The organism is Mesorhizobium sp. ES1-4, assembly GCF_020164745.1.
GTDB lineage: Bacteria > Pseudomonadota > Alphaproteobacteria > Rhizobiales > Rhizobiaceae > Mesorhizobium.
The window spans coordinates 212,759-233,681 of record NZ_JAIUGV010000008.1 but is presented as its reverse complement, the minus strand read 5'-3'; the positions used below and the strand labels follow the sequence as shown (position 1 = coordinate 233,681).

Here is a 20,923-nt window from a genome sequence, read left to right as displayed (position 1 = left end):
TCCGGCCGAGCCGCCAAGCAACGATCAGAAATTAGAGCATGGCCCCTTGTTAGATTGTCGACAATCTGATTGTCTTGCTATCTGCTCTTGCTTGGAGTGAGCCGGATGGTGAAGACGGAGTTCAGTCCGATTGCCGACACGACGCGCCGTGCCGAAATCGTGGCACTGCTGCGGCGCGCAATCCTGACCGGTCAGCTCCAGCCAGGCCAGAAGCTGAACGAACTCAGGATTTCCGAACAGATGCGGGTCAGCCGCGCGCCGCTGCGCGAGGCGATGCGCGAGCTGGTGCAGGAAGGCGTCCTGACCAGCATCCCCTATGCCGGCACCTTCGTCATCAATGTCACCGCCAAGGACATCGACGATGCCTATTCGCTCAACAAGGTGCTGGACGAATTCGCCATCGAGCGGATGTGGAAGCTGCGCGACCAGCGCTTCTTCGACGAGCTTGACCGGCGCCACGAGGCAGTGAAGCAGGCGACGCGCGACCGAGACACCACAAGGCAGATCGAAACCGCCCTGCAACTGCATGGCCTGATTCATGAATGGGCCGATAATTCGGTGCTCCTGGAAACCTGGCAAAGGCTGACCAGCCGTTTGCAGATGTACTTCGCCCTGCACCAGCAGGCGCGCAGGGAAGCCGTACCGGCCGAGGATGTCCACGAGACCTATGTGGCGCGGCTAAAGGGCGGCGACATGCGTGCCGCCCAGCGCCATGCACGCGAGCATATCGACCTCGATTTCGAAGAGCTTCTTGCCTATGCGCGCGACCTCGAACGGCGTCCGTCGAAAGGCGCCTGACCCTTCCCCTCATCCGGATAATGGATACCCACGTGCAGATCGAAACCATCAAAGCCTATCATGTCGTGCAGCCCTTCGTGGACGGCCCCTATCGCATGTCCAAGGGGCGCGTGGCCGACTGCTTCGACGCCGTGATCGTCTCCATCACCTCCGACAGCGGCATCACCGGATGGGGTGAGATGGCGCCGCTCGGCAACTTCTACTCGGCCGCCTTCCCGGCCGGCACCCGGGCCGGCGTGCCGGAGATCGCGCCACACCTTATCGGCCAGGACCCGTGCGGGCTGGCCAGCATCGGCCGGCTGATGGACACCGTGTTCAAGGGCCATCCCTACATCAAGGCGGCGCTCGACATGGCCTGCTGGGATCTGGCGGCGCGCGCGGCCGGCGTGCCGCTGGTGACGCTGCTCGGCGGCAGGGAAAGCGACACGGCGGAACTCTACAAGGTCGTCACCCATGGCACGGTCGATCAGATGGCGGCTCTTGCCAGGCGCATCGTCAAGGACGGTTTCCACCGCTTGCAGGTCAAGGTCGGCGGCAACGTCCATGACGACATCGAACGCGTCACCGCGGTCGCCGCTTCGGTGCCGAAAGGCACCGTCATTTTCTGCGACGCCAATGCCGGCTGGACGCCGTACCAGGCGCGGCAGTTCGCCGACGCCACGCGGGCGGTCGACTATACGTTCGAGCAGCCCTGCATGACGATCGACGAGAACATGTCGGTGCGCCGCATGCTCGACAAGCCGATGGTGCTCGACGAATCCGTCACCTCGCTGGAGGCTATGCTGGAAATCCATCGCCTCGGCGCGGCGGACGGACTGACGCTGAAGATCTCGCGGATCGGCGGCGTCACGAAGACCCGGCTGATCCGGGATGTCGCCGTCGACCTCGGCTTCATGATCACGGTCGAGGACACAGGCGGCGCCGAGATCGACACATCAGCCATGGCGCACCTGTCGCTGTCGACGCCGGAGGAGCGCCGGCTGCACGCTATCGCCTTCCACGAATGGGTGACGGTGCGCACCGCCTCGAACGCACCGCCGGTCACCGGCAGCCGCATGGGTGTTCCCGCCGGGCCAGGCCTTGGCATCGACGTCGTTCCCGACCTGCTTGGCAAGCCCTTCTTTGAAGTTGGACGATAAGATGAAGATCTGCGGCATCAAGGCCACGCCGATCAACCTTCGCCTCGAGGCGCCTTATGCCTGGGTGTTCGGCGAGCTCGATGGTTTTTCGCCGACCATCGTCGAAGTCGAGACCGAGGACGGCCTTGTCGGGCTGGGCGAAGCCCCGACGCCGGCGGCGGCCGCTATCATCAACGATGTTCTCGCCCAACGGCTGGTCGGCCGCGACGCCTTCGATATTGCCGGTGCCGAACATGTCTGCCTGCCCTTCTGGACCGGCGTGCAGTCGATCAACGACCGCGCCCGCATCATGGCCTTCGGCGCCATCGAAATGGCATTGTGGGACCTGCGCGGCAAGGCATGGAACCAGCCGCTTTACCAGCTGCTTGGCGGCGCCGTGCGCAAGGACATTCCCTTCACCGACTATTTCTCGCTGCGCGGCAACGGGGCTGATGTGAGGGGCGAGACGACGCCGGAAGAAGTCGCCGACTATTGCGTGGAACTGCACGAACGGCACGGAACGACCTTCTTCGAAGGCAAGTTCTCGACCGACGACCCAAGGGTCTCGCTGAGAATGGTCGAGCTGATCCGCAAGAAGCTCGGCGACGATGCCATGATCCGCATCGATTCCAACCAGGCTTATTCACTTGCCACCGCCCGGCGGCTGGCGCGGCCGCTGGAAGAGTTCGGCGTACGCAACTGGGAGGATCCGGTGGCGACGATCGAGGAGATGCGCGAACTGCGCCGCCATTGCTCCATCCCGTTCTCGACCCACAACATCGACATTGCGCGCGCCATGGACCTCAAGGTGCCGGATGCTTTCGTCGGCAACCCGACGGCGCATGGCGGCATCGGCCGGATGCTGCGGTTCGTCGGTGCCTGCGAGCACGCGGGCATCGATTTCTGGTGCTACAGCGGCGACAGCGGCATCGGCAGCGCGGCCTACCTGCATCTGTGCGCGGCACTGGGCTGGATCCGGGAGCCGAACCAGTCGCTGTTTCGCATGCAACCAGTTGATATCACTGAACAAGGGCCATTTTGCCCGAAGAACAACGTCGTGCGCGTGCCGGAAGGCGCGGGTCTCGGCGTCACGCTGTCGCGGCGGAACCTTGAAGCCTGCCATCGTGATTTCGCAGAGAACGGTCCCTGCAACAAATATCACGACCCGGCAAAGCCCGGAACCTATCGCCGTTTGCCGCTGAACTAGAGAACGTCACGGGAAAGGAGACGTATTCAAGAACAAGAATCGGCCGCCGCGATCGGATGGGCGGCTGCAGGACCGGTCGATGGAAGCATCCTTCAAGAAAATCTGACCGCGGCGCCGCAAGGATCGGATGGACCAGGGAAAACCGCATGCTACAGTCCCAATCGACTGACACCCTTGAAGGCCGGGACAGGAGAACTCCACGGACTTTCGTCAACTGAAAACGCATTCGTCAATCATAAGAAACAGGGGAAAGGGTTAAACCCATGAGCAAGAACTATCGCATTCTCGACCTTATCCGGCGCAGCCGTTCGCCGCTCGAAAATCACCTGATCGACGGTCTCGTCGACGGCCGCGTCAGCCGCCGCGACTTCATCCGGCATGGCAGCCTGCTCGGCCTGTCGCTGCCGCTGCTGGGCGGCATCACCACGGCCGCCGGCTTCGGCGGCATGCCATCGCTTGCCCGCGCCGCTGGCGCGGCTGGCGCCACCATCCGCGTTGCCAGCAGCGTGCCGGCGGCTACGATCGACCCGGTCACCATTGCCGACGCCGGCGGCCTTGTGGTCATGCAGCAGGTCGCCGAGTTTCTCTGTGTCGACGGCCCCGACCTCGTGCTGCAGCCCGCTCTTGCCGAGAGCTGGAAGCCGAACGACAACGGTACGGTGTGGACCTTCAAGCTGCGCAAGGGCGTCAAATTCCACAGCGGCGGCGAGATGAAGGCCGACGACGTGGTGGCCAGCATCGACCGCCTTGCCGACCCGGCGAATTCATCCAATGCGCTGTCGGTGTTCACCGGCATCCTGCAGAAGGGCGCCACCAAGAAGGTCGACGACTATACGGTGGAATTCCACCTCGACGCCCCGAACGGCAACTTCCCCTACATGGTCTCGTCCGACAACTACAACGCCGTCATCATCCCGGCGAGCTACAAGGGCGACTACGAAAAGAGCTTCGACGGCACAGGGCCTTTCAAGATCGAGAAATACACGCCGAAGGTCGGAGCTTCCTTTGTCCGCAATGAGGACTATTGGGGCGAAAAAGCCCTGCCGGAACGCACCGAATTCACGTTCTTCACCGATGTGCAGCCGATGATCCTGGCGCTGCAAGGCGGTCAGGTCGACATCATCAACCAGATGCCGGTGCTGGCGGGCGTGGCGCTGCTCAACGATCCGAACTTCGAAATCATCAGTTTGAAGTCGTCGGCGCACCAGCAATTGCATATGCGCTGCGACGACGGCCCGTTGAAGGACGCGCGCGTACGCCGCGCCATCGCGCTCTGCCTCGATCGAGACAAGCTCGTGGCCGGTCTGATGAAGGGACGCTCGGCGCTCGGCAATGACAGCCCGTTCGCCCCTGTCTATCCTTCGACCGATGCCAGCGTGCCACAGCGCAAGCAGGACATCACGCAGGCCAAGCAACTGATGGAAGCAGCCGGCGCCGGCAAGGGCTTCAAGATAACGCTGACCACCGAACGCTACCTCGAAATCCCTGAATATGCCCAGCTCATCCAGAACTGGGTCAAGGAAATCGGCGTCGAACTCGATCTCAACATCCTCGACCAGGGCGCCTATTACGGAGACGCGGTGTTCGGCAAATCAAACTGGCTGGATTCGGTGATGGGCATCACCGACTACGGTCACCGCGGCGTACCGAATGTCTATCTCGCGGCGCCACTGAAGAGCGACGGCACCTGGAACGCGGCGCACTTCAAGAACAAGGACTACGACACGCTGGCGGCCAGCTACATCGCAGCGCTCGACCTCGAAGCGCAGAAGGCGACTGCGGGCAAGATCCAGAAGCTGCTGCTCGAGGAAACGCCTGTCATCTTCGGCTATTTCTACGACTACCTGACGGCGACGGTGAAGGGCGTGGCCGGCGTGCAGCCGACAGCCATGTCGCAGCTGTTCCTCGAAAAGGCGTCGAAGGCCTGAGCAAAAAGGGAAGCCAATCCTTTAACAGCCAGCTCCCGCAAGGGGGCTGGTTCCATAGGGAGTTTTAGCCATTCTCTCCTTCTTTGCCCGGCGTATCTCGCTGTCACTGGTGACGCTGTTCCTGCTGAGCGTGATGGTGTTCCTGGGCGGCCAGGTCCTGCCCGGCAATGTCGGCCGCGCGATCCTGGGTCCTTTCGCCGACCAGCGCGCGGTCGACGCGCTCAATCACACGCTCGGCGTCGATCGCCCGCTGCTCACCCAGTACTGGAGCTGGATCTCCAACTTCGTGCAAGGCGACATGGGCACCTCCTACATCTTCCGCTCGCCGGTGGCGCCCTTCGTCATCGATGCGCTCGGCAATTCGATGAAGCTGGCGGCCGTGGCTTTTGTCCTGGTCGTTCCGATCGGCATTCTCGGCGGCGTTATTGCCGCGCTCAACCTCAACCGCCCGCTCGACCGCATCATCAGCCTTGGCGGCCTGTCGGTGACGGTGCTGCCCGAGTTCGTCACCGGCATCATCCTGATCCTGATCTTCGGCGTATGGCTGCGCTGGCTGCCGATCTCGGCGGCATGGCCCAAGGACGCCGGCTTCTTCACCCAGCTCTATTACCTGATACTGCCGGCACTGCCGCTGTTCCTGGTGCTGTTCGGCTACATCGCGCGCATGGCGCGCTCGGGCATGATCGAGGCGCTCGATTCCGATTACACGCGGACCGCCGTGCTGAAAGGGCTGCCTTGGCGCACGGTGATCTGGCGCCACGTACTGCGCAATGCGCTCTTGCCGACCATCACCGTCATTGCCACCCAGACCGGTTATCTCATCGGCGGCCTGGTCGTGATCGAGACGCTGTTCCGCTACCAGGGCATCGGCTCGCTGATCTTCACCGCCGCGCGCGGCAAGGATTTTCCGATGCTGGAATCCGGCATCCTCACCATCGGCATCGTCTATGCCGTGGCGACATTGATCGCGGATTTCCTCTATTCCGCGCTCAATCCGCGCATCCGCCTGGGGTCAGACCAATGAGCGTCGTCCAGACCACCTCTCCGCCACAGGACGATACGCGCCGGCGTGGCCCGCTGGCCGAAGTCTTTTTCTCCCTGATGCGCTCGCGAACGTTCCTTGTCGGCATCGCCATCGTGCTGTTCTGGGTAGTCTGCGCGCTGTTTGGCGAGCACTTCGTCCCCTACGATCCACTCGCCGACGACATCATCAACGCGCTGGCGCCACCTTCGCGTGATCACTGGTTCGGCACCGACCAGATCGGCCGCGACGTGTTCTCGCGCGTCATCGTCGGCTCGCGCGATATCCTGACGGTCGCCCCACTGGCGACCTTGCTGGCGACGGTCGCCGGGACCGCGCTCGGCCTGCTCACCGGCTATTTCCGAGGCATCGTCGACGACGTCGTCAGCCGCATCCTGGAAGCCTTCATGGCCATCCCGGTGGTCATCGTGGCATTGCTCGCCATCGTCGCGCTCGGCACCTCAAAGACCACAGTCATCATCGTCATCGGCCTGAGCTTCGCGCCGATCATCGCGCGCACCGTGCGCTCGGCGGTGCTGGCCGAGCGTGAACTCGATTACGTCGCGGCGGCACAGCTCAGGCATGAGAGCGCGCTCTACACGATGTTCGTCGAGATCCTGCCGAACATCATCCCGCCGATTCTGGTCGAGACCACGGTGCGGCTGGGCTACGCGATCTTCGCCGTGGCCACGCTCTCCTTCATGGGCTTTGGCATCCAGCCGCCGTCACCCGACTGGGGGCTCTCGATCTCCAGCAATTACGGCATGATCGGCGGTGGCTTCTGGTGGACCGTGCTGTTCGACGCGCTTGCCATCGCCTCGCTGGTGATTGGCGTCAACCTGGCCGCCGACGGTGTGCATGGGGCCTTCAATGACTGAGGACGCGAAAGCAAAAAACGCGCTTGAGATCAAGGACCTGTCGGTCGCCTACCGGGTCGCCGGCCGCAATCGCGCGGTGCTGCGCAACCTCAGCCTCACCATCGGCCAGGGTGAGGCATACGGCCTGGTCGGAGAATCCGGCTGCGGCAAGTCGACCGTGGCGCTCACCGTGGTTCGCTATCTCCCGCGCAACGGTTCGATAACGGGTGGCGCGATCTCGCTCGACGGCAAGGATGTGATGAAGCTCGACGCCGAGGCGCTCAGGCGTGCGCGCGCCGAAAGCGTCTCCATGGTCTATCAGGATCCGGGCAAGGCGCTGAACCCGTCGATCCGCATCGGTCGGCAATTGACCGAGATTTTCGAACTTGCCGGCGTTTCCGGACAGGCAGCCACCGATCGCGCCATCGCCATGCTGAACCGGGTGCGCATCTCCGATCCGCCAAGCGTCATGCAACGCTATCCGCACCAGCTCTCCGGCGGCATGCAGCAGCGCGTCGCGATCGCCATGGCACTGGCCAACGATCCCTCGATGCTGATCCTCGACGAGCCGACCACCGGGCTCGACGCGACGGTCGAGGCCGAGGTGCTCGACCTGATCGCGCAGCTCCGGCAGGAATTGTCGGCCTCGATCCTGTTCATCAGCCACAACCTCGCCGTCGTCTCCAACATGTGCGACCGGGTCGGCGTGCTCTATGCCGGCATGCTGGTCGAGGAAGGACCGACGGAGGTCGTCTTCAACGATCCGCGCCATCCCTATACGGTGGCGCTGCTGCGCTGCCTGCCGCGCGGCGGCCAGCGCAAGGACCAGGGCCGGCTCGACACTATACCGGGTTTCTTGCCCGGCATCGGCGCCATCGTCAAAGGCTGCGCCTTCGCCGACCGCTGCGCGCTCGCCGACGATCGCTGCCGCACCGAATTGCCGCCGCTTTATGATCTGGGCGACGAGCGAGGCAGGCGCCTGTCGCGTTGCTTCCATCACGACAAGGCGCAGGCCCTGCCGCGCGCGACGCCCGCCGACGTGGCGCCCGCGCCGAAGCCGGCAGCGGCACCGGTGCTGCGCGTCGCCGGGCTGAACAAGACCTATGCCAGCCATGGCCATGCCTTGCGCGCCGTCAAGGACGTGTCGCTCGATCTAAGGCCCGGTGAAACGCTCGGCCTGGTCGGCGAATCCGGCTCGGGCAAAACCACCTTCGCCAGGCTGCTGCTCGGGCTCGTGCCACCCGATGAGGGCGGCACCATCGAACTCGAGGGCAAGGCGCTGGCGCCGAAGCTGGAGAACCGCGGCGACGACCAGGTCAAGGCGATGCAGATCGTCTTCCAGAACCCGGACTCCGCACTGAACCGCTCGCATTCGATCCGCCACCTGATCGGTCGCGCGCTGAAGCGGCTGGCGGGCTTGAGGGGCGCCGCACTGGAGGCGCGCCTCAACGATCTCGTCCGCTCCGTGCGGCTGACCGATCGGCATCTGGCCGTCAAGCCGCGCCAGCTCTCGGGCGGATTGAAGCAGCGCGTCGCCATCGCACGCGCCTTCGCTGGCGATCCGCGCATCGTGGTCTGCGACGAGCCGACCTCCGCGCTCGACGTCTCCGTCCAGGCGGCGATCCTCAATCTGCTCGCCGACCTGCAGGCCAAGGAAGACGTCAGCTACATCTTCATCTCGCACGATCTCGGCGTGGTGCGTTACCTCTCGGACAAGATCGCCGTGCTCTATCTCGGCCGCATCATGGAACTCGGGCCATCGGAAGACGTCTTCTCCGGCCCGCATCACCCCTACACCGAAGCACTGCTGTCGGCCGTGCCAAAGCTCGACCAGACCGAGACGGCGCGCATTCGGCTCGACGGCGAAATCCCCAGCGCCACCAACCCACCCTCGGGCTGCGTCTTCCACACGCGCTGCCCGCGCAAGATCGGCCCCATCTGCGAGCAGCAGGAGCCGCCATTGGCCGAGGCGCAGCCAGGACACTCGATCCGCTGCCACATCCCCTATGCGGAACTGAGGCGATTGCAAAAACCGGCGGCGGTCGCAGCCGTGCCGGCGTAGCGGCCCGTATCCATCACGCCTGGCCGGCCATGCCGAAGGAATGGTCGCCTTCGGCAAACCCCCGATCACCGGTCCATTCCCTTGCCAGGGTCCGCAAGCCCGTCAATGCGACGTCGAGCGTGTCGGATGAGGCCGGATTGCTGGGATAGGCGAGATAAGAAACGGACATGCGAACCATGTCCCGCCGGCGTGGCCCAGCTTTGCCTGCGGCCTGAAATTAGGGGGCGAATGTAGCGTTAGTCGTTGCGCGGGATGAATGTTGGTATATATAATTTCATCCTATGAAAATGTCGCTGGCGAGATGGGGCTTGCCAGGGCCATAGCCGAGATCATGGGACCTTGATGGCTCGCACCTTGCAGGGCGCCGCAGGACTGGCAATTGATCGGTGGATGATCGCCATCGTGGCGGTTGCTCGGCCATGAGACTGGCCGCCTCGGCAGCGTGCGTCATCATCGAATTCGAGCATCAGCACGCCTGCGTCGGCCTTGCCCACGACATGGCGAAAACGGCCTTGCGCAACAGCCTGCCTTTCCAACACAATCAAGAAAAGCCGCAAGAAGGGAACGACCAGTAACCGTCACACCTTGAAGGAGAACCAAGCAATGCCATTTCGCAGTGTGATTTCGAAATTCTCGATGGGAGCTTTTGCACTTGCCGCGGCAAGTGTCCTGACGCCAACAGCGCAGGCAGCGGCACCGGAATCCAACGACCCGATCAAGATCGCGCTGTTCGACTGGACGAGCGTCAACCTGAACGCCAAGATCCTCGGCGGCATCCTGGAAAAGCTCGGCTACACCGTCGAATACCCGACCGCCGATTATCTCTCCAGCCTGACCACCGGCCTCACCAACGGCGACCTCGATGTCGGCCTGGAGTTCTGGGACACCACGGCCGGCGAAGCCATGAAGGCCTCCGACGCCACTGGCCAGACCGAAAGGCTCGGCAAGCTCGGCCCGAAAGCCAAGGAAGAATGGTGGTTTCCCGAATATATGAAGGAAAAGTGCCCGACCTTGCCGGACTGGCATGCCTTGCTTGACGCCACCTGCGCGGCATCGTTCTCGACCGCCGAGACGGCGCCGAAGGGGCGTTATCTCGGCGGACCGGTGACCTGGGAAGGGTTTGACGACGAACGCGTAGCGGCGCTTAAACTGCCCTTCACGGTCATCCATGCCGGCACCGACGCGGCGATGTTCGCCGAACTCGATTCAGCCTATCAGCGCAAGGCGCCGATCATGCTGTGGATCTACTCGCCGCATTGGGCGCCTGCGAAATACAAGGGCGAATGGGTGCAGTTCCCGGAATACACGCCTGAGTGCTACAACGACCCGAAATGGGGCGTGAACCCGGACGCCAAATACGACTGCGGCAAGCCGCATGGCGAGATCTGGAAATACTCCTGGAATGGCATGAAGGACAAATGGCCGATCGCCTACAAGGTGGCCAAGGCCTATACGATCGACACCGACGAATTGAACAAGATGAGCGGCGAGATCGACCTCGACGGCAAGACACCGGAGGATGTCGCCGCTGCCTGGATCGCCGCCCACGAAGCCGACTGGAAAGCCTGGGCGCAGTGATTGCTCCGACTGGAAAAGGGAGGCCCGGCTGGTGCCAGCCGGGTCTCACTTCCTAGTGTTCCAGAAGGACGACTGAATGACGGAAGCTATCGAACAGGCATCGCACGCGACGGGAAAGGATCCCCGCCCGATAAAACTTGCCTGCCGCAATGTCTGGAAACTGTTTGGGGCGGACGCCGCCAATTTCATCCGCGAGCGCGACGGCAAGGCCAGCACAGCCGACATAGCCGCCGCGGGTTTGGTCGGCGCGGTGCGCGCCGTCGACCTCGAAATCCTTGAGGGCGAGATCTTCATCATCATGGGACTTTCGGGCTCCGGCAAGTCGACGCTGGTGCGCTGCATGTCGCGGCTGGTCGAGCCGAGCCACGGCAAAGTAGAGTTCGAAGGCAAGGATCTGCTCAAGATTTCCGATGCCGCGCTGATCGAGCTCAGGCGGCACCGCATGGGCATGGTATTCCAGAATTTTGCCCTGCTGCCGCATCTCAACGTGCTCGACAACATCGCCTTCCCGCTCAGCATCCAGGGACAGGACCGCTCGACACGCGAGGCGCGCGCCCGGGAAGTCATCGAGCTCGTGAGCCTGGGCGGCCGCGAGCATTTCTATCCGCGCGAATTGTCGGGCGGCCAGCAGCAGCGTGTCGGCATCGCCCGCAGCCTCGCCACCAAGCCCGAGATCTGGTTTCTCGACGAACCGTTCTCCGCGCTCGATCCGCTGATCCGCCGCGAAATGCAGGACGAATTGATGCGGCTGCAGACCATGCTGCACAAGACCATCGTCTTCATCACCCATGATTTCGACGAGGCGATAAGGCTTGCCGACCGCATCGCCATCATGAAGGACGGCGAAGTCATACAGATCGGCACACCGGAGGAACTCGTGGTCAATCCGGCGACCGACTATGTCGCCGAGTTCACCCGCGACGTCGACCGCGCCAAGGTGATTTCGGCGCGCAGCCTGATGCGCGCTTGCGACAGCGCCGAGCATGGCGGCACGGTGGCGCCGGAGGCCAAGATATCGAGTTTTTCCGCCAGCATCGTTGCCGCCGGCAAACCATTCGCCGTGGTCAACGGCACCGGCAAGCCCATCGGCGAAGTGACACCGCAAGCGGTGATCGATCTGCTGGCCGGCATCGAGCGACCCGGCACATGACGGTGACGGCAAGTGCCAGCGAGGCGAGGCCACCGCTTCAGCGGTGGCTGGCGATCTGGGGGCTCGCGCTTGCCGCCGTGCTTGTCCTCTTCCTGTTGCAGGACAGTTTGTCCTGGGCCGTCAACTATCCCGCCGGCGCGATCGTCCCCGTCGCCGACTGGGTCAGCGCGCTGATGGGCTGGATCAAGTCGAACCTGTCGTGGCTGACCCGCTCGATCACGGCGGTGCTCGGCGTGCCGCTCGACTTCGCGCTCAATCTGCTTGCCAAGAATTTCAAGATCGGCCACGGCGCCGACGCTTTCGTGCTGCCGCGCTTGTCCTGGGTTGGCGTCTGCGCGGCCGCGTTCCTTGCAGGATATGCTGCCGGCGGCAGAAGACTTGGCATGCTGGTCGGCGGCTGCTTCCTCTACATAGCGCTGTTCGGCCAATGGACCAGCGCCATGCTGACCCTGGCGCTGATCTCCATCGCGGTGCCGTTTTGCATTCTCACCGGCCTGTTTCTCGGCATCTGGGCCTGGCGCAAGCCGTGGGCGGAGAGGCTCATCGTCTCGCCAGCGCTCGATCTGATGCAGACGATCCCGACCTTCGCCTATCTCATCCCGATGCTGCTCCTGTTCGGCAACAGCCCGGTCTCGGCGATGATCGCCACCGCCATCTTCGCCACGCCGCCGATGGTGCGGGCAACGATGCTCGGCCTGTCGCGCGTCCCTTCCGAGATCGACGATTTCAGTGAAATGGCCGGCTGCACGGCGCGGCAGAAACTGTGGCGCGTGCTGCTGCCGTCGGCGCGACCGACGCTGATGGTGGGCGTCAACCAGGTGATCATGCTGGCGCTGAACATGGTGATCATCGCCTCGATGATCGGCGCGGGCGGGCTGGGCTACGATGTGCTGCTCGCCCTGCGCGCGCTGAAGGTCGGCGAAGCGATGGAAGCCGGCCTCGCCATCGTCGCGCTCGCCATCGCGCTCGACCGGCTGAGCCAGGCCATCGCCCACAAGCAGGCAAAGGGCAACGTCCACCGGTCCACGAGCCCAGGCCTCTGGCGGCGCTACCCCAATCTGACGCTGGCCATTGCGATCCTTGCCGTCACCACGCTGCTCGGCCTGTTCGTGCCGTCTTTCGCGGCCGTGCCGAAGGCGATCACCTTCACCACCGCGCCACTGTGGAAGGCGGCCGTGAACTGGGTGACCATCAACTTCTTCGACATCATCGAAGCATTTCGCGTGGCGCTGATCCTCAATGTACTCAATCCGCTGCGCGCCTTCTGCGAAGGGTTTCCGTGGCTGGGCGCGGTGTTCCTGCTCGGCCTTGCCGGCTACCAATTGTCCGGTTTGCGGCTGGCGGCACTTGTCGCGGCACTCACAGCCTTCTGCGCCATCACAGGCCTTTGGGAAAAGACCATGGCGACGGTCTATCTCTGCGGCATCTCGGCCTTCATCGCTTGCCTGATCGGCATTCCGATCGGGCTGATGGCAGCGCGCAGCGACCGTTTCGAGAAGATCGTCACGCCCGTCATCGACACGCTGCAGGTGCTGCCGTCCTTCTGCTTCATCATTCCGGTGGTGATGCTGTTCCGTGTCGGCGACGTCACCGCGATGATCGCCACTGTTGCCTTCGCCGTGGTGCCGGCCATCCGCTACACCAATCACGGCGTCCGGCAGGTGCCGCCGGCGCTGATCGAGGCGGCAAAGGTTTCGGGCTGCACGCCGCGCCAGACCTTCTTTCGGGTGCAACTGCCGCTGGCGCTGCCGGAGATCATGCTCGGCGTCAACCAGACCATCCTGATGGCGCTGGCGATGATCATCATCTGCGCCATGGTCGGCACGCGTGATCTCGGCCAGGAAGTGTTCATCGCACTGTCCAAGGCCGATTCCGGCCGCGGCATCGTCGCCGGCCTTGCCATCGCTTTCATCGGCATCGTCGCCGACCGGCTGTTCAACGCCTGGACGGCGAAGGCGCGGGCAAGGCTGGGGTAATGGCCGGGCCCTACTCCGCCGCTACGCCCTTCACTTCGAGATAGCTCTCCATGGAATCGTCCAGCGCCTGCAGCCACGGTGTGTGGTGCAGCGGTGCCATCGTGCCGGTCATCAGCGAGCGATAGGCGTGGTCGCGGAAGCTCATGATGTCTTCCATCTTGTGGTGCTCCCACTCCATGAAGGTCTTGTTGACCGCCTCGACATCGAAGCCGGGATAGTCGGTCTGGTCCATCAATTCCTTGGTGTAGTCGCCCTGGAACCAGATCATCTGCTCGGCGTCCTCAAGCGTTTCCTCGCGCGCCCGCCATTTGGCGCCGTGCGCTGCCATTGCCTCCGCCGAAGGCAGCGTGATGCGGCCCATGATGACGTCGCGCGCGAACCAGGCCTGCGCGTCGAACATGTTGAAGGTGTAGAACTGGTCCTGCATGCCGATATAGGAAAGCTTCGGGTTCTTCTCCCAGACGACGCCCTCGTAGAGCGAGTCCGGCCACATGCGGTTGGCGGTCTTGAGCTTGAGGTCGTCGGTGAGGAAGGGGAACGAATGGAGGTAGCCGGTGCACAGGATGATGGCGTCGACGTCCTTGGTCGTGCCGTCCTTGAAATGCGCGGTCTTGCCGACGACCTTCTGCAGCAGCGGCACTTCCTTCCAATTCTCGGGCCATTTGAAGCCCATCGGCTTGGAGCGGTAGCTGGAGGTGATCGATTTGGCGCCGTATTTGTAGCATTGCGAACCGATGTCCTCAGCCGAATAGGAGCGGCCGATGATCAGGATGTCCTTGCCCTTGAACTCCATGGCGTCGCGGAAATCGTGGCTGTGCAGGATGCGGCCATTGAAGGTCGAGAAGCCCTCGAAATAGGGCACGTTGGGTACAGAGAAGTGCCCGGAGGCGACGACGACATTGTCGAATTCTTCGGAGTACGTCACGTCATTGGTGCGGTCATGCGCGGTGACCGTGAACTTCTTCGTCTCGTCGGAGAAAGTGACCATGCGCACCGGGCTGTTGAAGCGCACCCATTTGCGCAAACCCGACTTCTCGACGCGGCCCTTGATATAATCCCACAGCACGGCGCGTGGCGGGTAGGAGCCGATCGGCCGGCCGAAATGCTCCTCGAATGTATAGTCGGCGAATTCCAGGCACTCCTTGGGGCCGTTCGACCAGAGGTAACGGTACATCGAGCCGTGCACGGGATCGCCATGTTCGTCGAGGCCGGTGCGCCAGGTGTAGTTCCACAGGCCGCCCCAGTCCGATTGTTTCTCGAAGCAGACGATTTCGGGAATCTCGGCGCCCTTGTCGGCGGCCGACTTGAAGGCCCTGAGTTGTGCGAGACCGGACGGTCCGGCGCCGATGACGGCGACGCGAGTTTTCATTTCAAGGGCCTCCTTTTTTTGATTTCCCCAGCGAAACAAATTTCACTGACAGGACAGTAATTGGCCCTTTCGTACTGTCAACAGACATCTGCGGGAACGGCATTCGTGCGCGGGGATTCCTTGCGAAAAACCGACGAGGCTTGCAGTCAAAGGACCGGCGCATGCACCATAAGATGGCTTGCCGCAGCGGTTGCGCTGTTGTATCGGCACCGAACATGTTCACCGTAGGTGAAATAAATCCTGGGACTCCGGAGGCGAGATGGCGAAGACAAGTTCCGATTCCAAGGCCGGTCCCGCCAGCGCCAAACCAAAGCCGCTGCCAAGGGTCTCGGCCGATGGAAAGACCATCCGGGCGCCGCTGACGCAGAACCCGCACGCCATTCGCGATACCCGCGAAAAAGTGCTGGAGGTCGCGATCGGCCGCGAGGTAAGGGCGTTCCGCAAGAAACTCGGCATCACCGTCGCCGATCTCGCGGTGGCCACGGACATTTCGCTGGGCATGCTGTCGAAGATCGAGAACGGCATCACCTCACCGTCGCTGACCACCTTGCAGGCACTGTCGCGAGCGCTCGGCGTTCCCGTCACCGCTTTCTTCCGCCGCTTCGAGGAAGAGCGCAGCGCCGTCTTCGTCAAGGCGGGCCAGGGCCTCGACGTCGAGCGCCGCGGCACGCGCGCCGGCCACCAGTATAACCTGCTTGGCCATATCGGTTCCAACACCAGCGGTGTCGTCGTCGAGCCTTATCTGATCACGCTGACCGAGGATTCCGACGTGTTTCCAACTTTCCAGCACGAGGGCATGGAGTTCCTCTACATGCTCGAGGGCGAGGTCGTTTACCGGCACGGCAGCAACCTCTATCCGATGAAGCCCGGCGACAGCCTGTTCTTCGACGCCGACGCGCCGCACGGGCCCGAACAACTGACGAAACTGCCGATGCGCTATTTGTCGATTATCTGCTATCCGCAGAACAGCGCGGGTTAGAGCTCCCCTCACCCGGGGGAGAGGACACTGTCGGCGCCAGTGCCAACCTCTTCTCCCCGGCGGGGAGAAGGTGGCCGCGTATCGGCCGGATGAGGGGTCTTTTAGTCCGGCCCAAATCCCGGCGATGTCGGGCTGCCGTCATCCAGTTTCGAGAGCCATTCGAGCAGCGTCGGACGGTAGCGCGTCAAGCCTTTGTAGGTGGCCAGTTCCTCGGGCAGATCACGAATCACCCGGTGCAGGCGCCGTGCCCATTTCGGCTGCGTCACCAGTTCGTCCATCTTGATTAGGTAGCAGCGGATCGGGAAGACGATGCCGTTGGAACGCGGCAGCCGCCAGAAGCTCTGCAATTCGACGCGCAGATGCACCTTGTCGCCGACATTCTCGGGCGTCACCGTCGCCCGGTCCGGACCCCATTTGTGGTAGTTTTCGGGGCTGGTGTCGAGGCGCGGGTTGATGGTCATGGTCCAGTTGAGGCGGCGCGCCGGCTTGCCCTGCTGGATGTTGGTGAGGAACTTCAAAGCCCTGACGAAAATGCCCTTCTCATGCGCCAGCGGCACCGGCGCATGCCACTCGAAAAAATTCATGCCGATGTCGAAATCGAGCGACCAGTCGGCCTGGGTGGTGACCATGCCGGCATCCATCCACAGATTGCCGTCGCGCTGGTCGAGGATGCAGAAATCGCCCTGGCTCTGGCGGGTGATGTATTCCATCGGCCCGTAGGGCAGTGTCGAGGTGTCGCCGAAAGTGAAAGTATCGTCGATGCCAAGCGGGCGGTTGATCCAGCGCCAGCGGTCGCCGTCGCGCGTCAGCGTGAAATGTTCGGGATAGCCCAGCGCCTGCTGCTCCATCAAGAGCTCGAGCAGGTCCCAGCCGGCGAGCGTCATGTGCCGCAGCGACTGGCAGCGCAGCGGATCTTCGGCCAGCACCAGGGCTCGGTCCTGCATCTCGGCGACATAGTGCTCGTCCACGTCGATCAGGTTTTCGAGCACGCTGCCCTTCGGGCCGACGACATGCGGCTCGATGTTGACGGCGTACATGTAGCTGTCTTCGTGGAACGGGAACGGAAACCTCCTGATGTGCTCCGGGCTGTTCCTGAAGGTGAAGTCGTCGCGAAACGTTTCCTTGCGAAAGGTGATGCCCAAGCTCGCCTCCTATCTTTCCAAGACCAACGATTTGCCCTCGAAGCGCGACACGCACGGCATGATCTTCTTGCCCGAACGGTGCTCTTCCTCGCTCAGCCAATGGTCGTTATGGATGAACTTGCCGTCACACGAGATGACGTTGGTCTCGCACTGGCCGCAGACGCCGCCACGGCAAAGATAGGGCGGATCGACGCCGGCGGCCTCGATGGCTTCCAGCAGGCTCTGCTGCTCGCCGACGCGGATGGTCTTGCCACTGACGGCAAGCGTCACGTCGAATGGCAGACCGGGCTGGGGCGCCGCGAAATGCTCGTAGTGCACAGTCTCCGGCGGCCAACCGAGCGCGGCGGCGCGGTCGCGCACCCAATTGATCATGCCGCCGGGACCGCAGACATAGAGATGCGTGCCGAGCGGCTGTGTCGACAGCAGACGGTCGAGATCGATACGCTCGTCCCGGTCGTCATGGTAGAGCCGGACGCGGCGGCCGTAGCGTTCGCTCAGCACATCGGCATAGGTGCCGAGCGAAGCGGTGCGGCAGGTATAATGCAGTTCGAAATTGCCGCCCTCGCCCGCCAATTGAGCGGTCTGCGCCATGAACGGCGTGATGCCGATGCCGCCGGCCAGCATCAGGTGCTTTTTGGCGCGCAGGTCGAGCGAGAACAGATTGACGGGATAGCTCACCACCATCTCAAGCCCCGGCCGGACCTGGTTGTGCATGAACAGCGAGCCGCCACGCCCGGCATCGTCGCGGCGCACCGAGATGGTGTATTCGCGCGTGTCGAGCGGCGAGCCCATCAGCGAATAGGGATTGAGCCTGGTGCGCTCGCCGTTGCGCATCTCGACCACGACATGGGCGCCGCCGGAAAAGGTCGGCAACAATCCGCCGTCGCGCCGGCGGAAATGGAAACGGGTGACCAGGTCGTTGACCGGGACGACGTCGCTGACGACGACGTCGAGCCTGGTGGTGCCGGTACTCATTGGAAGATCTCCTCCGTCGGAGGGATTTCGCTGCGGTCTTCGGCATTGATGCAGACGCCCTGGAACGCGGCGAGGCGCCGGGAATAGTGATCGCGCACCAGGAGAAGCAGGCCACAATGCGAACAGGTCGCCGGCTGCGTCGTCACGTTTTCAGTGATGCCCTTGCAGTGCACGCACTGCATGCGCCGTGCCAGCGAGCCGCGATGCTCGGTCTGCATGGAGGTGTGGTCGATGCCGGCTTCGAGCGCCACCTGCATGGCCTGGCCGATCAGCCCCTCGGTGCCGGCGAGATAGAGGCGCAGACCCATATGAGCGTTGGTCAGCGTCTGCTTCAGACGTGGCAGCAGGCTGGCGAAGGATGGCGGCAGATGAAGCTGCGCCGGCTTCAATGCTTCGAGAGCGGCAACATATTTGCCGTCAGGGCCGGCAATGAAGACGATTTCGGCCCCGTCGAAAAACCCGACCGGAGCCCTGGCGGCCATATCCGTTATCGCGAGCGCGCCTTCCGCATCCGCCACGAAAAGATGATGCTTGCCGGGCTGCGGAGACAATTTTCCGTAAATGGGCCGGCTGATGATGGTCTTGGCTGCCATTCTCTACTTCGTGCCTCGAAACCCCTCGCTGTCGACTATGCCTCAGCCTTTCGCCGTGCGCTTGGTCTTCTTGGGATCGTCGAACGGCAAGGGCTGCGCCGTCGCCTTGATCGATCCGCTCTTGTTTCGTATTTCGAGCCTGGTGTCCTTGACCGCGCAGTCGACGTCGAGCCGGGCGATGCCCATCGATTTCTCGACCAGCGGCGAATACATGGCGCAGGTTACCACGCCGACTTTTTTACCGTCGCGATAGACCGGCGCGCCTTCATCGGCGGGCTCCTTGCCGTCGAGCAGGACGCCGTAGATCTTGAAGCGCTCCTTGCCTTTCAGGCGATAGTGCTCCTCGGCGCCCCGGAAACCTGTCTTGCCGGGGCTGACGGTGAAGTCGAGGCCAAGTTCCCACAGCGTGTCGCCGGGGCCTTCATTGTCAAACGGATATTTCTGCGAATTGTCGTAGGGGTAGAACAAGAGATAGCTCTCGACGCGCAGCATGTCGAGCGTGGTGAAGCGGCAGGGGATGATGCCGGCGCCCTTGCCCTCGTCGAGGATCCTGTCCCAGATCGTGCCTGCGTCCTGACCGCGGCAGAAGATCTCGTAGCCGCGCTCGCCGGTGTAGCCGGTGCGCGAGATCATGACAGGGAAGCCGAACAGCTGCGTCTGCATATGGTGGAAGTAGTTGAGGTCGCGGATGCCGGGCACATGCTTGGCGAGATAGTCCACCGCCGTCGGCCCCTGCAGCGACAAATCGTGCAGATTGTCGTCGAAGCGCAGGGACACGTCCCGGCCCATCGCGGCCCGCTGCAGTTCCTCATGGCCGGTGCCCGAACCGTGCACCACCATCCAGGAATTCGGTCCCGTGCGGTAGAGGATGCAATCGTCGGTGAATTTTCCCGCCTCGTTCAGCATGCAGGCATAGGCCGACTTGCCGGGATAGATCTTTTCGACGTCACGCGTTGTGGCAAGGTCGATGAGATGCGAGGCGTGCGGCCCTGATATGTGGACTTTCTTCAGACCCGACACGTCCATCAGCCCGGCCTTGGTGCGAATGGCGATGTATTCCTCGTCGGCATCCTTGTCGTAGGTCCAGGCGGTACCCATACCGCTCCAGTCTTCGAGTCTCGACCCCAGGGCGCGGTGGCGGTCCGCCAGGGTTGAAAATCTCCAGGATGCCGTCATCCGCTCGTCCTCCGTTCGAAAATCCTGCTGTTCCCTGCTCCTTTGCCTGGGGCCGGAGCTTGGATGGAATATTGACCGCAAACGCGGGAAGCCTGCAATCCCCTCGAAGCAAATAATTTCATTGTCAGGCAAAATTGTTCACTCGAAGCGAGCGGTTAACACGACGTAAATTGGTCTTGACAAGTCCGATATTCGAGCGGAATTTATGAAAAAAATTTCACTCTCTTGAAAGAGAGCGGCGAGCGGTGGATTCGGAACCGGACGCCGGCAAAGAAGGGGAACACCGATGTCAGACCTGCAGCAGCGCATCGAGGCGCTGTACCGCTCCGACTTGCGCGGATCCGCGCTCCTGATCTTGTGCCTGTGGGCAACGATCCTCTTCGTCCTGTTCATGACATGGCCCTACATCCCGCACAGCGGCATCAAAGCCGTGGTGGCGATTGCCGCTGCCGCGGTGCTCATCTTCAACACGGCAGCCATCCTGGCGATGGTCAAGCACTACAAGGAAGACAAGGAGTTCATCTACGGGCTCGATATCAAGAACGCCGACGCGTCCCGCAACCGCAAGTCCTGAGGGGAGAAACAATGTCCCGCTACACGCCGCCGGAGCAGAGCAAGGCCGGGCAAGTCTTCGACATCGCCGTCGTCGTGGTCGCCATCTTCGTGGCGCTGTGGCTACCGCTGAAACTTGGCTTTGCAGGTGCCGCAAAATCCATCGACACGCTCGATGCCAAAACCTGGGAAGCGCTCGGGCAGAATCCGACCATGGCGTCCATCTGGGAAAAGCTCGGCTACACGCCTGAGACCGCGCACGACGTCATCCAGAACCGGTTCCACTACGTCATCGACTGGCCGACGCTGATCATCATGGCGGCCGTGCTGATTGGTTATTTCGTGTTCCTGTTCCGGGCATCCGACCGCGAATATCGCGACGTCATCAACGAAAAGTTCGACGACAAATAAAGTTTCGAAGACAAGCAATCCGGGGACGCAC

At 62.8% G+C, this 20,923-nt stretch carries 20 protein-coding genes; 14 read left to right on the top strand and 6 right to left on the bottom strand.

The genetic code is table 11. From position 1 onward, the window contains the following. Nucleotides 1-105 precede the first annotated feature (105 nt). From LB556_RS17435 to LB556_RS17405, 7 genes are all read left to right on the top strand, one after another. Entirely contained in the window at nucleotides 106-798 is a 693-nt protein-coding gene (locus LB556_RS17435; protein WP_224568966.1) for a GntR family transcriptional regulator, read from the top strand. Nucleotides 799-830: 32 nt separating this feature from the next. After that, nucleotides 831-1,937, top strand: coding sequence for a mandelate racemase/muconate lactonizing enzyme family protein (locus tag LB556_RS17430; protein WP_224568965.1), 1,107 nt, complete (start codon nucleotides 831-833; stop codon nucleotides 1,935-1,937). A gap of 1 nt (nucleotide 1,938) precedes the next feature. Then, on the top strand, nucleotides 1,939-3,123 hold the full coding sequence (locus LB556_RS17425; protein ID WP_224568964.1) for a mandelate racemase/muconate lactonizing enzyme family protein: 1,185 nt from the start codon (nucleotides 1,939-1,941) through the stop codon (nucleotides 3,121-3,123). A 263-nt stretch (nucleotides 3,124-3,386) separates the two neighbouring features. Next, nucleotides 3,387-5,051 carry an ABC transporter substrate-binding protein gene (locus LB556_RS17420; protein ID WP_224568963.1) on the top strand — a complete coding sequence of 555 codons (1,665 nt, stop codon included), beginning with the start codon at nucleotides 3,387-3,389 and terminating at the stop codon, nucleotides 5,049-5,051. Nucleotides 5,052-5,121: 70 nt separating this feature from the next. Next, complete coding sequence (locus LB556_RS17415) at nucleotides 5,122-6,075, top strand: ABC transporter permease (RefSeq protein WP_224569089.1); 954 nt, start codon at nucleotides 5,122-5,124, stop codon at nucleotides 6,073-6,075. Beyond that, nucleotides 6,072-6,950, top strand: a complete 879-nt coding sequence (locus LB556_RS17410; protein ID WP_224568962.1) for an ABC transporter permease — start codon at nucleotides 6,072-6,074, stop codon at nucleotides 6,948-6,950. The genes LB556_RS17415 and LB556_RS17410 overlap by 4 nt, the downstream gene beginning before the upstream one ends. Further along, nucleotides 6,943-8,991 (top strand): ABC transporter ATP-binding protein, encoded by a 2,049-nt coding sequence (locus LB556_RS17405; protein ID WP_224568961.1) that lies wholly within the window; start codon nucleotides 6,943-6,945, stop codon nucleotides 8,989-8,991. The genes LB556_RS17410 and LB556_RS17405 overlap by 8 nt, the downstream gene beginning before the upstream one ends. Before the next feature lie 13 nt (nucleotides 8,992-9,004). Here LB556_RS17405 and LB556_RS17400 read toward each other — a convergent pair whose 3' ends face one another. Continuing rightward, nucleotides 9,005-9,160, bottom strand: a complete 156-nt coding sequence (locus LB556_RS17400; protein ID WP_224568960.1) for a hypothetical protein — start codon at nucleotides 9,158-9,160, stop codon at nucleotides 9,005-9,007. A gap of 250 nt (nucleotides 9,161-9,410) precedes the next feature. Between LB556_RS17400 and LB556_RS17395 the strand changes: the two genes are divergently transcribed. From LB556_RS17395 to LB556_RS17380, 4 genes are all read left to right on the top strand, one after another. Further along, a complete protein-coding gene (locus tag LB556_RS17395; RefSeq protein WP_224568959.1) occupies nucleotides 9,411-9,566 on the top strand; it encodes a hypothetical protein in 156 nt (51 codons plus the stop codon). Nucleotides 9,567-9,594: 28 nt separating this feature from the next. Continuing rightward, entirely contained in the window at nucleotides 9,595-10,569 is a 975-nt protein-coding gene (locus LB556_RS17390) for an ABC transporter substrate-binding protein (protein WP_224568958.1), read from the top strand. A gap of 76 nt (nucleotides 10,570-10,645) precedes the next feature. After that, a complete protein-coding gene (locus LB556_RS17385) occupies nucleotides 10,646-11,719 on the top strand; it encodes a glycine betaine/L-proline ABC transporter ATP-binding protein (protein ID WP_224568957.1) in 1,074 nt (357 codons plus the stop codon). Further along, nucleotides 11,716-13,695: an ABC transporter permease gene (locus LB556_RS17380; protein ID WP_224568956.1), complete on the top strand. Its 1,980-nt coding sequence runs from the start codon at nucleotides 11,716-11,718 to the stop codon at nucleotides 13,693-13,695. The genes LB556_RS17385 and LB556_RS17380 overlap by 4 nt, the downstream gene beginning before the upstream one ends. Nucleotides 13,696-13,705: 10 nt before the next feature. Here LB556_RS17380 and LB556_RS17375 read toward each other — a convergent pair whose 3' ends face one another. Next, nucleotides 13,706-15,064 carry an NAD(P)-binding domain-containing protein gene (locus LB556_RS17375; protein WP_224568955.1) on the bottom strand — a complete coding sequence of 453 codons (1,359 nt, stop codon included), beginning with the start codon at nucleotides 15,062-15,064 and terminating at the stop codon, nucleotides 13,706-13,708. A 259-nt stretch (nucleotides 15,065-15,323) separates the two neighbouring features. Between LB556_RS17375 and LB556_RS17370 the strand changes: the two genes are divergently transcribed. Beyond that, complete coding sequence (locus LB556_RS17370; protein WP_224568954.1) at nucleotides 15,324-16,043, top strand: helix-turn-helix domain-containing protein; 720 nt, start codon at nucleotides 15,324-15,326, stop codon at nucleotides 16,041-16,043. Between the two features lie 101 nt (nucleotides 16,044-16,144). Here LB556_RS17370 and LB556_RS17365 read toward each other — a convergent pair whose 3' ends face one another. From LB556_RS17365 to LB556_RS17350, 4 genes are read right to left on the bottom strand one after another with little or no spacing between them, the layout of a single operon-like run. Further along, nucleotides 16,145-17,185, bottom strand: coding sequence for a heme-dependent oxidative N-demethylase family protein (locus LB556_RS17365; protein WP_224568953.1), 1,041 nt, complete (start codon nucleotides 17,183-17,185; stop codon nucleotides 16,145-16,147). A 9-nt stretch (nucleotides 17,186-17,194) separates the two neighbouring features. Continuing rightward, complete coding sequence (locus tag LB556_RS17360) at nucleotides 17,195-18,160, bottom strand: PDR/VanB family oxidoreductase (protein ID WP_224568952.1); 966 nt, start codon at nucleotides 18,158-18,160, stop codon at nucleotides 17,195-17,197. Then, entirely contained in the window at nucleotides 18,157-18,753 is a 597-nt protein-coding gene (locus LB556_RS17355) for a dimethylamine monooxygenase subunit DmmA family protein (RefSeq protein WP_224568951.1), read from the bottom strand. Before LB556_RS17355 ends, LB556_RS17360 begins: the two co-directional genes overlap by 4 nt. Nucleotides 18,754-18,795: 42 nt before the next feature. Beyond that, nucleotides 18,796-19,929, bottom strand: a complete 1,134-nt coding sequence (locus tag LB556_RS17350) for an aminomethyltransferase family protein (protein ID WP_224568950.1) — start codon at nucleotides 19,927-19,929, stop codon at nucleotides 18,796-18,798. Nucleotides 19,930-20,215: 286 nt separating this feature from the next. On the opposite strand from LB556_RS17350, the gene LB556_RS17345 reads away from it, so the two are divergent. After that, entirely contained in the window at nucleotides 20,216-20,503 is a 288-nt protein-coding gene (locus tag LB556_RS17345) for a hypothetical protein (RefSeq protein WP_224568949.1), read from the top strand. A gap of 11 nt (nucleotides 20,504-20,514) precedes the next feature. After that, nucleotides 20,515-20,892, top strand: a complete 378-nt coding sequence (locus LB556_RS17340; protein ID WP_224568948.1) for a hypothetical protein — start codon at nucleotides 20,515-20,517, stop codon at nucleotides 20,890-20,892. The last annotated feature ends 31 nt before the right edge of the window (nucleotides 20,893-20,923 follow it).

Excerpts from the sequence above, each read along its gene's own strand:
- LB556_RS17435 (WP_224568966.1), top strand. The coding sequence starts at position 106 with ATGGTGAAGACGGAGTTCAGTCCGATTGCCGACACGACGCGCCGTGCC.
- LB556_RS17425 (WP_224568964.1), top strand. The coding sequence starts at position 1,939 with ATGAAGATCTGCGGCATCAAGGCCACGCCGATCAACCTTCGCCTCGAG.
- LB556_RS17420 (WP_224568963.1), top strand. The coding sequence starts at position 3,387 with ATGAGCAAGAACTATCGCATTCTCGACCTTATCCGGCGCAGCCGTTCG.
- LB556_RS17410 (WP_224568962.1), top strand. The coding sequence starts at position 6,072 with ATGAGCGTCGTCCAGACCACCTCTCCGCCACAGGACGATACGCGCCGG.
- LB556_RS17405 (WP_224568961.1), top strand. The coding sequence starts at position 6,943 with ATGACTGAGGACGCGAAAGCAAAAAACGCGCTTGAGATCAAGGACCTG.
- LB556_RS17400 (WP_224568960.1), bottom strand. The coding sequence starts at position 9,160 with ATGTCCGTTTCTTATCTCGCCTATCCCAGCAATCCGGCCTCATCCGAC.
- LB556_RS17395 (WP_224568959.1), top strand. The coding sequence starts at position 9,411 with ATGAGACTGGCCGCCTCGGCAGCGTGCGTCATCATCGAATTCGAGCAT.
- LB556_RS17390 (WP_224568958.1), top strand. The coding sequence starts at position 9,595 with ATGCCATTTCGCAGTGTGATTTCGAAATTCTCGATGGGAGCTTTTGCA.
- LB556_RS17385 (WP_224568957.1), top strand. The coding sequence starts at position 10,646 with ATGACGGAAGCTATCGAACAGGCATCGCACGCGACGGGAAAGGATCCC.
- LB556_RS17380 (WP_224568956.1), top strand. The coding sequence starts at position 11,716 with ATGACGGTGACGGCAAGTGCCAGCGAGGCGAGGCCACCGCTTCAGCGG.
- LB556_RS17375 (WP_224568955.1), bottom strand. The coding sequence starts at position 15,064 with ATGAAAACTCGCGTCGCCGTCATCGGCGCCGGACCGTCCGGTCTCGCA.
- LB556_RS17370 (WP_224568954.1), top strand. The coding sequence starts at position 15,324 with ATGGCGAAGACAAGTTCCGATTCCAAGGCCGGTCCCGCCAGCGCCAAA.
- LB556_RS17360 (WP_224568952.1), bottom strand. The coding sequence starts at position 18,160 with ATGAGTACCGGCACCACCAGGCTCGACGTCGTCGTCAGCGACGTCGTC.
- LB556_RS17355 (WP_224568951.1), bottom strand. The coding sequence starts at position 18,753 with ATGGCAGCCAAGACCATCATCAGCCGGCCCATTTACGGAAAATTGTCT.
- LB556_RS17350 (WP_224568950.1), bottom strand. The coding sequence starts at position 19,929 with ATGACGGCATCCTGGAGATTTTCAACCCTGGCGGACCGCCACCGCGCC.
- LB556_RS17345 (WP_224568949.1), top strand. The coding sequence starts at position 20,216 with ATGTCAGACCTGCAGCAGCGCATCGAGGCGCTGTACCGCTCCGACTTG.
- LB556_RS17340 (WP_224568948.1), top strand. The coding sequence starts at position 20,515 with ATGTCCCGCTACACGCCGCCGGAGCAGAGCAAGGCCGGGCAAGTCTTC.